This window comes from Protofrankia sp. Cj3 (genome assembly GCF_917627355.1).
In the GTDB taxonomy this organism is placed as follows: Bacteria; Actinomycetota; Actinomycetes; order Frankiales; family Frankiaceae; genus Protofrankia.
The window spans coordinates 38,865-49,361 of record NZ_CAKJTR010000012.1 but is presented as its reverse complement, the minus strand read 5'-3'; the positions used below and the strand labels follow the sequence as shown (position 1 = coordinate 49,361).

Annotated in this window: 8 protein-coding genes; 2 read left to right on the top strand and 6 right to left on the bottom strand. The window is 59.0% G+C overall.

Translation table 11 applies throughout. From position 1 onward, the window contains the following. Positions 1-168 precede the first annotated feature (168 nt). From MJ783_RS03070 to MJ783_RS03060, 4 genes are all read right to left on the bottom strand, one after another. The gene (locus MJ783_RS03070) at positions 169-1,458 is read right to left on the bottom strand and encodes an O-antigen ligase (RefSeq protein WP_239308380.1); all 1,290 of its coding nucleotides are present in this window, start codon (positions 1,456-1,458) and stop codon (positions 169-171) included. Between the two features lie 56 nt (positions 1,459-1,514). Continuing rightward, complete coding sequence (locus MJ783_RS23515) at positions 1,515-2,381, bottom strand: glycosyltransferase (RefSeq protein WP_370651420.1); 867 nt, start codon at positions 2,379-2,381, stop codon at positions 1,515-1,517. Between the two features lie 83 nt (positions 2,382-2,464). Continuing rightward, a complete protein-coding gene (locus MJ783_RS03065) occupies positions 2,465-3,760 on the bottom strand; it encodes a lipid II flippase MurJ (protein WP_239308379.1) in 1,296 nt (431 codons plus the stop codon). Positions 3,761-4,824: 1,064 nt separating this feature from the next. Continuing rightward, a complete protein-coding gene (locus tag MJ783_RS03060; RefSeq protein WP_239308378.1) occupies positions 4,825-5,652 on the bottom strand; it encodes a TylF/MycF family methyltransferase in 828 nt (275 codons plus the stop codon). Positions 5,653-6,311: 659 nt separating this feature from the next. On the opposite strand from MJ783_RS03060, the gene MJ783_RS03055 reads away from it, so the two are divergent. Then, positions 6,312-7,130: an IS5 family transposase gene (locus MJ783_RS03055; protein WP_239308377.1), complete on the top strand. Its 819-nt coding sequence runs from the start codon at positions 6,312-6,314 to the stop codon at positions 7,128-7,130. A gap of 451 nt (positions 7,131-7,581) precedes the next feature. Here MJ783_RS03055 and MJ783_RS03050 read toward each other — a convergent pair whose 3' ends face one another. Further along, positions 7,582-8,805 carry a DegT/DnrJ/EryC1/StrS aminotransferase family protein gene (locus MJ783_RS03050; RefSeq protein WP_239308376.1) on the bottom strand — a complete coding sequence of 408 codons (1,224 nt, stop codon included), beginning with the start codon at positions 8,803-8,805 and terminating at the stop codon, positions 7,582-7,584. 63 nt (positions 8,806-8,868) lie between these two features. Further along, a complete protein-coding gene (locus MJ783_RS03045) occupies positions 8,869-9,531 on the bottom strand; it encodes a sugar transferase (protein ID WP_239308375.1) in 663 nt (220 codons plus the stop codon). Positions 9,532-9,752: 221 nt separating this feature from the next. Here MJ783_RS03045 and MJ783_RS03040 point away from each other — a divergent pair, with 221 nt between their 5' ends. Beyond that, entirely contained in the window at positions 9,753-10,430 is a 678-nt protein-coding gene (locus MJ783_RS03040; protein ID WP_239308374.1) for an acetyltransferase, read from the top strand. Positions 10,431-10,497: the final 67 nt, after the last annotated feature.

Sequence of the window (10,497 nt, the reverse complement as noted above, 5' to 3'; positions counted from 1 at the left end):
CCGGGGTCTAGATCAACCAGGAACTAGCTGAATACTCCAGGCTAACTTCCCGGCATTGGGGTTAGCCGGGGCACCCGTGGATCGCGCAGCAATGGATGGGGAGCGATAACGCGAGGTGCGGGCCTCAATCCCGCGACGCCGCGTTCCCCATTGCCGATCGCCCTAAGATCATCTCACTGTCACCGGCGAGGCGGAGCGGCTAGCGTGCGGTACTTCATCCGGACTAGCGCCGGAAAACAGCATGATATTCACGACGGCAAAAGGCAGATAAATTGCCCACATATGCCCTGGCGCCTGTAGATACGGGTTCGAGATGTCCGCCAAGAGCATCGCTACCGCACCGACTGTGGAGACGACAGCCATATCAACCATCGCAGGGCTGTTCGCAACACGAATGGCACGACGCATAACGATCACAGAGGACACAGCGATGGCTGACAACAGTAAAGCACCGACGAGGCCCGTCTGGAACAACAACATCAAGTACTGCAACTCGAAGTTCCATGGACGGGAGTCATTACGTGAGTAACCGTTGATCTCCGCACCGAAACCGTGACCGACAAGAGGTGAAGATGCCCACGCATCAAGCAACTGTCGCTGTTCCTCGACTCTAATGGTAACAGTGGACGATGACGCTACCGTATCCCCCGACTCCCCCACCACGATATTTCGTGCATCTCGGAAAGCCGCTGTAAAAGCGGCCGACCTGAATAGACCGTGATTAATTCCCAGGTAAGCAACCATAATAACAGCCGCCGCCGAAATTAGCGCGTATGCTGGGCGATGCCGACCTCTACTATAGGGCCTGCCCAATAGCCGACTGCACACCCAGAGGATTAGCGGAGTAAGAGCAATATTGATAATAATGGCCTGACGACCGCCGACAAGCGTCGCGACCAGTGACGCTGCCGCGGCGTAAATTCGGAGCCACATGGGCGGCATGATCGAATTTGGCGGAAGAAAAAGAGAAGCCAACCAAACCGGTGCAGCAGCAGTCAGCGTGGACAACCCAAGAAAACGGATCTCGATCCCGCCATCATTGAATCCGATCCGAGCGTCGGAACCGCTGATAATCCACTCTGGAATAAACGACGGGATGACACCTTTCTGGCCTCCAACATAACCAACTATGACCGTCGAGAGCGTCGCTGTGGCAATTGCGAGAGTTAGAAATGTCAGTTTTAGAAGCCGCACGTCGTGCACGCGGACGAAGGTCCAGAACAGTATCGGCGCTACAAAGTAAACCAGGTATCCGAAGGCAATTCCAGGAGTATTGTTTATTGCCCCCATAAAACATCCAAAAACGCCAAAAGTTGCCTGCAAAAACAAAATATGATATAAAGCTGGATGAATTCGACGTCTTTCAAGCCAACATGCTACAGCCGCGACCATCCCCATTGAAGCTAATACGGGGATCAGAATATCGTTATTCGATACCGGCCTCAGAAGAACATACATGAAACATCCCATGCCAATCAACTTTACGAATAGCCCTACCTCTTTCATCGACGGAATCACCTCATTGACTGCTGTAGCGGTCTACCGATTCTCTTGCAAATATGACGAACGAGCTTCTTATAATGTTGTGGACCGTAACGTACGTATAGACCGGTAATTCCGAGTAGGGTTCGCGCAACACCGTCTATGAGGCATAGCGCATCATACGCATGGACCGATTGTCCGCTCTTTGCGTAGTACCGGCGCCCGGACTCGTAGCTCCGCACCAGCGAGACCACAGGATCTCGTTTAGCTGCGTGTGCCTCAGCATGCTGGGCCAGCCAATCGGGTCGCAGACGTACTGAATAGCCATGAGAGTTCGCCCGCAAACAAAGATCAATATCCTCATAATACATAAAAAATCTTGAGTCGAAACCTCCCATGTGCAAGAACATCTCTCTGGGAATTAGAAGAACTGCTCCACCCACATACCCAACGTTGTCCGGCGGCCGTGGCTTGATTCGCAGCCATCGTTCTGCGGCCTCCCGCGGAAGTGTTCTGCGTCCGTCCCCGTAGTTCCGCAGCAATTCTCCAGAGCGCCCAAGAAGTGTTGGAGCGGCGATTGTGTTCTCTATCTCCGTTAGATCATCTGGCCAGTTCAACAACCATGCGTCCGGATTCAGAAATAAAAGTAGATCGGCGGTGGAGGAGCGGGCAAGCGAGTTACAGGCCGAGGCGAAGCCACAATTCTCTTTACATTCCTCTGCCCGCAGTTCAAGACCGACAAGGTTCGCACTCTGTCTGGCGACCGCCAAGCTTCCGTCATCAGGACAGTTGTCATGTACCGCCACACGGGATCCCGCAGGCAGATGCCGCAAGCTCTCAATGGCGTCGCCGACGACCGCCGAACTCCCGAACGTCACGATACAAGCTTCTACGATCATATAATTTCTCCTAGTGATCGGACTTCCGTCCCGAGTCCCGATAATCTGGGATGCGCCCGTCCGTTAAGAACGGTCGGACCCACTCACGGGGCCGGCTCAGCGGGCCATCCGCTTATTTGGCGGCGCCGAGGCATACTCGAAAAATAAGTTCTCCGGTGAGATGATCTGTTCCTTCTACCCGATGATGGGAACAGGCAGATGATCAAAATCAGACAAACAGCCCAGTTGCCGAAGGATGTGGCCAGCGTTACGCCAAAAACTCCCAACGAAGCGGCCAACGGATGAATCATGATCTCATTGATCGCCACCCCGCTCATACTTCCCATTATCACGAGGCCATACAATCTCCTTGCCTGAGCCGCCCGCACCGCGACTACGTATCCGGCCATCGCGGGCAGGCCGATCGCATAGCCACGCGCAGCGGACACGACGATTCCTGCCTCTCGTTCTCCGAATGCACCATGTGTAAGTGCGATCGAAACCAGGACCGGTGCACCAACTGCCAAAAGAACTCCAACAAGAGCCAGTGCCGACATAGTCATAAAAATTATGATCTTCAGATGGGCCGATGCATCAGAATCAGAATCCCGTTCCCATCCGATAAATTTTGGCAACGCCCACAAGGAAATCCCGCCTATCAGGATGCCGTGAGGAACTGTGACCAGTTTGTAAGCGTACCCTATTCCGGCTATCGCAGCCTCGCCGATTGCCGCTCCCGCGCGCCGTTCGATGACAAATGAGGCCTGATTGAGGAATCCAGCCACGGCAATCAGTAGGAAAGGTTTCCAATGTCCTGCTCGAACCCTGGCTGGTGAATTTTGTAGATCGGATCGAATAAGGAAAACTCCCACCAGGCACGCGAGTACCAGAGCTACGGACCACCCCAGGTAGATCGCTGCTCGGGGAGTCGAGAACACGGCGAGGAAAATAAACGCAAGAACCGACCAGAGAACGGTGAGCCAAGCAGCCTTCAATAGACGTCCGGTCGCATTGAGAACGCCGCCTATGGCACCTAGAAAAATTAGCGCGCCAGATCCGGGCGCGGTCCAGCGGAGAGCGGTGACTACTTCCGTCCAGTCGCTCTGCGCGGCGCCTACTAGTAGACGGCCCAATGGCCTCGCCGTGACATACTGGGTGACAGCCACGACGACCGCGAGCAAGAATCCGTTCAACACGTAGCGTGGCGCTACCGCCCGATGGTGACAGACGGCTGTTGTCGCGGCGATCATAGTGGCATCCGCCGCAACGATCACGATCGTTGCCTGTAGTCCCACGACAAGGAAGAAGGAGGCAACCGGCAATGTGGTTCCAAAACGATCTGCCATGACGATGTCTCGAAGAAATCCGAAAATTTTCCCTAGAAGCACCACAGAGCTCATACCGAAAAGCACACGCCAAGCACTCGTTCTCAGGATTTTTCCATATCTACTGATACCGAGCCGGAAGCGTAGACGTGTATCCAATCCCCCAGGCTGCCGCTGCGTGGACGTCAGGGGCACAGTCGCTCCGTTTCCGCGACGGGTCGGGGGATCGTGTCCGATAGCCACTCTCCACCGAAATCGACGTGTTGGTTGCCGACAACGAAATCTCCGAGGCTGCCATCGGTGTCCTCGCTTTCGCCAGGATGATTCAAGGACGCGAAACCAACTGGTGTCGTCATGTAAGTGAATACCTGTGCCAGTATTCACCCATCACTCTTCTGGCTGCCTGTATATAGGATCATGTTTTCGAGGCCGGGCGACAAACGCCTCACCTTCAGCACACCCACTGATTTCTCCCTTTACTAATCCGAAATGGGGTTACTGGACCGAAGGCAATCGCAATATAGCAGGTCAGGGCACGTGCTAAAGTCCAGTAGCCTAGATTCCCTTTAGTACCTATTGGCGGTATGACGACGGTAGGGCACCGAGGTGGTGTGCCAAAGGCTCCATGAGGCAACGATGTTCAGGGCAGGAGGGTGGAACCATCACGATAGGGCTGCGGCGAGATCACTCTTGGTTAGACGAAATAGCTCAACGTAGTTGACATCGGTCGGCCTCGCTGAGCCGGCAGGGTGGCAAACCTCCTGCCGTTACGGCGTTTCATGATTATTTGCGAGGTCCCCACCGAGGCCTGACCGGCGAACCGTGTAGTTCAATCAATGCAGATTGTTACCTTGCTGCAGCCCTGCCATCACGATGCGTGGACCTAAATAACCGTCAGGCTCCGGGCGAACCCACACCCGAATTGCCAAACGTCAGCCCGTCTCCCGATCGGATTACCGAGAGGCTTGAAATCATCTGTAAATATCCCGACCTGATACCGGTTAGTAGCCGGAATGAAATAACCTGTTCATTCTGAACCTTCTGCAGGCTCGTGACCTGCGAAGACGCATCCCGAGGATGCATTTGTTATTTCATTAAAAATCCTTATTGCCGGACGGCGACAAGCTACTGACGTAAGGCTACGAGCCTGCGGGCAGGCCGTTCCGCCAGTACACTCCATCCCGGTCAATCTTCACTAGGGGCGCATCGATTCCGCGCGCATCCCGAAAGTCCTCGACCGCCCGTCGGCAGCTCTCCATCGCACCGTAGTCATCAACAATAACGAATCCACCGCATGATAGCCGGGGATAGAGAGACTGCAATCCGTCCATGGTGCTGGAGTACATGTCACCATCCAGTCGAATGATCGCCAACTGCTCGATGGGCGCCGATGGAAGCGTGTCCTTGAACCAACCTCGCAAAAATCTAACTCGGTCGTCAAGCAGTCCGTAGCGTCGGAAGTTCTCCTGTACCTCTTGAATGGATACGGCAAGTTCGGACATCGTATGGAGTTGGTCTCCCGCGTCTGCCGGATATTTCTTCTCATCCGGTGGTGGCAGCCCCTGAAACGAGTCCGCTACCCATACGGTGCGATCCGAAACACCGTATGCGCGAAGCAGGCCACGCATAAATATACAAGCACCACCTCGCCATACACCAGTCTCGATGAAGTCACCCGGTATCTCCTCCCGGAGAACAGTGCGCATGCACTCGTCCAGGTTGTCAATCCTTTTCGACCCGATCATCGTGTGTGCGAACCGAGGCCACCCGCGACCGTCTTCACGCCAATCGGACGGCGGTATCTGAAATATCTTGAGATGCCACCTCTCCAAAATCCGTTCAATTATTCGATAAGATATACGATGGGGATTCCACAAATTACCATCCGCCGCATCCCAAAGCCCGAATGTTACCGCCTCCTTGAGTAGACCGATGTACAGTTCACGAACCTCATCCGCTTGATTCATTTCTAGTTACCAGCTTTCCTGGCGAAATGTTCCGTCGGCGGGACGGTGACCTTCCAGATTTGATGGAACCGGCAAGAACTCCGATGACGTGTACCCTGCGTCTCAACCTGCGGTCCCGGCGATACGCGGCGTGAGCGCTCAGGCCCCGTGGCATGAGGCGCTGGACGAACCGACGGAGCTGGTTCAGATTCCGGCGCATGGATGCCACTCAGGATCTTGGCTACCAAAACAAGGAGGGCCCCTGAAGCGGCCGAGATGTAAGTAAGCATCATGGTGCACACACAGTAACACTACTAGGAGCAGTCAATCGACTACCAACAGACCATGAGGTGAGAGTGTCAGGATCCGACGACACCGGTCACGGTGAACGTCACCGACGAGGACCGAAGGGGGCTGGGCGGACAGTGCGGTGCGCCTTCCGGCGAGCAGGAGCACTGAGAGCGTGTTTCAAAACTCCAGCCCGCTGATGATGTTGTAGCGGTGTGTGCACCCTGGCGTACACGTGCAGGGAGACACGGCGTGGCACCCCCACACGGCAACGAACTCCTGGTAGAGCGCGGGTGTCTAGTCCAACCACCCCACCAAGAGCCCGGATGTTATTGTCGCCTGCCTGCACATGCCTGTCCTGCCCTGCCCACCACCAGTCCCCGCCGGCCTGCGTGCCGCCACGCTACGGGGTATACCCGTCCTCCACGGTCACCGACGCGCAGTGGAAGATCCTCGAACCGCTGCTGCCCGCCCCGGGTAACCGCTGTGGCAAAGGCGGCCGGCCGGAGAAACACGACCGGCGGCGTGTCCTGGACGCCATCTTCTACCTGGCGCGGGGTGGCCTGGCCTGGCGTCAGCTACCCGCGGAGTTCCCACCCTGGCGGACTGTCTATGGGATCTTCACCCGGTGGGCCCGGGCCGGTGCCTGGCGGGCCATCCACGACATGCTGCGTGACCGGGTGCGGGTGGCTGCCGGGCGGTCGGCGTCCCCGACCGCGGCCATCATCGACTCCCAGTCGGTGAAGGCCGCCGACACCGTGGACGGCGGGAGCCGGGGGTATGACGGTGGGAAGAAGGTGAACGGGAGGAAGCGGCATATCGCGGTGGATACCCTGGGGTTGCTGCTGGCCGTGGTGGTCACCGCGGCGTCGGCGCAGGACCGTGACGGTGCGTGCCCGCTGCTGGCCCAGTTACGGGAGCGGTTCTCCATGGTCGCCTTGGCCTGGGCGGACGGCGGCTACGCCGGCCGGCTGGTCGCCTGGGCGGCTGCGACGCTGAAACTAGCGGTAACGATCGTCAAGCGTGGTGATGTCAAGGGGTTCGTCGTGTTGCCGCGCCGCTGGGTGGTGGAGCGTACCTTCGGTTGGATCATGAGATATCGGCGCTGTGTGCGTGATTATGAACGGCTCCCCGCCCATCATGAGGCCATGGTCTACATTGCTATGATCATGGTGATGTCCCGGCGGCTCGCTCGAACATCATCCTCATGAGAGTTTAGAAACACGCTCTGACACTGCCTTCAGCGCGAATCCGCCGCAACGTCTCATCAAACACACCGTCGACAAGTGGCGGAGATCTTCATGGGACTGTTACTGATGTTGCGCTCGTGAAGCGGCAGGCTACGGTGGCTCGAGTTCGAGGCTGCTCTCAGTCAGGAAACCCCGGAGCAGATCGGGACGGTACTGGACGTGTGTGAGCGCGGTCTTCGTGACGCGGATCAGATGATCCAGGCTGAGCGCGGCGAGGTTGGCCAGGACACCAAAGCAGATCCTGCGCGCCGCGGGCCGCTGGTTGCTCTTCTACGTCCGGCCACATCTCCCGCCGTCAGCAGGAAGGAGCGTACCTACCGAAATCACGAACCTCATACCCTCTCGAGTTCCACCGGCAGCTGGTGTGGCGGAGTCCCTGGCCGCGATTCCTTTTCCCAACGATGCATGCTGGTCAAGCTGCGGCGGCGGTGAGAACTTTTTCGACCGCGTCGGCGACGTCCGCCATGTCGGTCAGGTCGATGGTCGGGTGGACGAGGAAGGCCAGTGACGTCTCGCCCAGTTCGCGGGCCACAGGTAGGCGGACCGGCGGGCGGAGGTCCAGCCCGAATGCCTGCTCCAGGTAGACCTCACCGCAGCTCCCGACCGCGCACGGAACGCCTTCGGCACGAACCGCCTCGACCACTCGGTCACGGCTCCAACCATCGCGTAGCCGTTGTGGATCAAGATAAGCGTACAGCCGATAATAGGACGCTTCGAGGATTTCCCCGTCGGGTGTGGGTACCCGCAGCGACGGCAGTTCCGAAAGCCGCTTCGCCAGTGCCGCAGCGTTCTCCCGCCGGCGTTCAGCCCACGCCGGCAGATCGCGCAGGACGACTCGGCCCACAGCCGCGGCAAGCTCATGCATCCTGGCATTGCTGCCGAAGGACGTGTGGACCCAACGAAAGCCAGATCCGTGGTGCGGGGCCGCGAGGATATCGGGGTCCTTACCATGATCCTTGTACGCCCAGACAGCCTGCCAGATTTCCGGGTTATCGGTGGTGACCATCCCACCCTCACCGGCGGTAGTGAGGATCTTGTCCTGGCAGAAGGACCAGGCCGCGACGTCGCCAAGGCCGCCGACAGGCCTTCCCGCGTAGACGGCGCCGTGTGCCTGGGCGCAGTCCTCAACCACGGCAATGCCGTGAAGCCGTGCCAAGCTGAGCAGCGGATCCATGTCGACCGGCCAGCCTCCCAGATGCACGGCGATGACCGCACGGGTCCGCGGCCCGAGCGCCGGCAGAACTGTGCCGGCGGTGAGGTTGCCGGAATCCCGGTCGACATCGACGAAGACCGGCCGTGCGCCGACCGCGATGACGCAGGTAGCCGACGCCACGAACGTCCGGCTTGGCACCAGCACCTCGTCGCCCGGGCCAATGCCGATGGCACGCAGGGCCAGCTCGAGCGCGAGCGTGCCGTTCGCGACAGCTACGCCGTGTGCGACGCCGACCGCGGCGGCGTACTCACGTTCGAAGGCCTGCCCGTGAGATCCGGTCCAGTAGTTGACCAACCCGCTCCGCAGCACCTCCCCGACCACGGCGATCTCCTGTTTGGCGAACCGCGGCCAGCCGGGGAAAGCTGCCCGGCGGACGGGTATTCCCCCGTCGACGGCGAGCTGGGCCGTGGTGATGCTCCGCATGGAAACTCCTGTGAGTTCGATCGAGGTTACATACCTGTCCGTGCGCTGAGGTGAAGATTCGCGTCAGTGATGATTCAGCGGGGTATCCGCGATGGCAGCAGCGGTTCGTTGCGCGGGAATATTTTTCTTGTCGCTTTCGGATTCGAGGTCAGCGTTCAGGCCGCCGGCACCGTAAGTACCGTCGCGTCGAATCAGGGTGATCAATGTACGCGCAATAATTCGCAAATCCAATATTGTTGATCGATTATCCGTATACCAGACATCAAGTTCGATTCGGCGCGTCCAGGGGATTTCGTTCCGGCCATTCACCTGCGCCCAGCCAGTAATGCCAGGCGGTACTTCGAGACGACGCCGTTGAAAAGGTGTGTACCGGTCCACCTGGCTACTTACCGTCGGACGCGGTCCAACCAGGCTCATCTCGTTGCGCAGCACGTTGATCAACTGCGGCAACTCGTCGATGCTGGTCGTGCGCAGCAGACGGCCAACCCCGGTAATACGGTCGTCTTCGCAGTAGGTAACAAGACCAAGGCCCTGATTCTCCGCGTCCACGACCATTGTCCGGAATTTCAACATCGTGAACGGGCGGTCGCCCTCGCCGATCCGTTCTTGGCGGAAGAGTACTGGGCCACCATCTTCAAGACGGATCGCCGCGGCCACAGCCACCAGCAAGGGCGCGGAGCCGACAAGAGCGACGATCGCCCCAGCCGCGTCCAGCGCCCGTTTCACCCGCCGGCTACGGCGGTCACAGCGCGCACATCGGTTCACTATCACCGTGGATGTTGGCTGAATCATCGGTGCGGGTGTCGGTTCGGACACAGGGAGGGAACCCGATAGGTTCGCCGCTGGCGTGCGAGAGGACCCGGCAGAGGTATCGGCGACACTCATAATGCACGCAGAGTAACACTACTGATTGCGTTTACACGGCTACCGAAGAGTAAGGAGGGCGCGTGAGTCACGGTCCAACAGCGCTGGTCGTGGTCGGCGCGGGTGGGCACGGCCGGGAACTGATGGATGTCGTCGAAGCCGTCAACGCGGTCCGGCCGACCTACGAGCTGCTCGGAGTGGTCGACGACGGCCAGCCTGATCTAAACCAGTTGTTCCGGCGCGAAGTGCGCCATCTGGGCCCGGTGCGTCTCCTCGCGGAGATCGACGCGGAGTATGTGGTGGGTATCGGTGCTCCCGCCATCCGCCGGGCCGTCGACTCGATGGCAACCGCTTGGGGGCGCCAAGCGGCCACTCTCGTGCACCCTCGGGCTGTCATCGGACGAGACGTGCTGCTCGGTTCAGGCAATGTCGTGTGTGCGCTGGCCAGCATCACCACGAACGTACGGACCGGTCGGCACGTCCATCTGAACATCGCGGCTACCGTCGCGCATGACTGCCGGCTCGGAGACTACGTCACGCTGTCTCCAGGTGCCCATGTCAGCGGCACCGTAACGCTCGAGGATGACGTGACGATCGGAACCGGCGCGATGGTGATCCAGGGGCTGACGATCGGAACCGGTACGACAGTCGGAGCCGGGGCCGCGGTGATCCGCAGCCTCCCAGCGGGAGTAGTCGCGGTTGGCGTACCTGCCCGTCCACGAGTGCCGGTGACGGTTGAGCAGAACCACGCAGGTTCCTGAACGATCTACGACGCCCGGCAACGCGCCGCCCCCGGGTAGCACTCCATCGACCCAAGTACGCTACTCT

Bases quoted from the DNA above. Each gene is read 5' to 3' on its own strand.
- MJ783_RS03070 (WP_239308380.1), bottom strand. From the start codon at position 1,458: ATGTATGTTCTTCTGAGGCCGGTATCGAATAACGATATTCTGATCCCC.
- MJ783_RS23515 (WP_370651420.1), bottom strand. From the start codon at position 2,381: ATGATCGTAGAAGCTTGTATCGTGACGTTCGGGAGTTCGGCGGTCGTC.
- MJ783_RS03065 (WP_239308379.1), bottom strand. From the start codon at position 3,760: ATGAGCTCTGTGGTGCTTCTAGGGAAAATTTTCGGATTTCTTCGAGAC.
- MJ783_RS03060 (WP_239308378.1), bottom strand. From the start codon at position 5,652: ATGAATCAAGCGGATGAGGTTCGTGAACTGTACATCGGTCTACTCAAG.
- MJ783_RS03050 (WP_239308376.1), bottom strand. From the start codon at position 8,805: ATGCGGAGCATCACCACGGCCCAGCTCGCCGTCGACGGGGGAATACCC.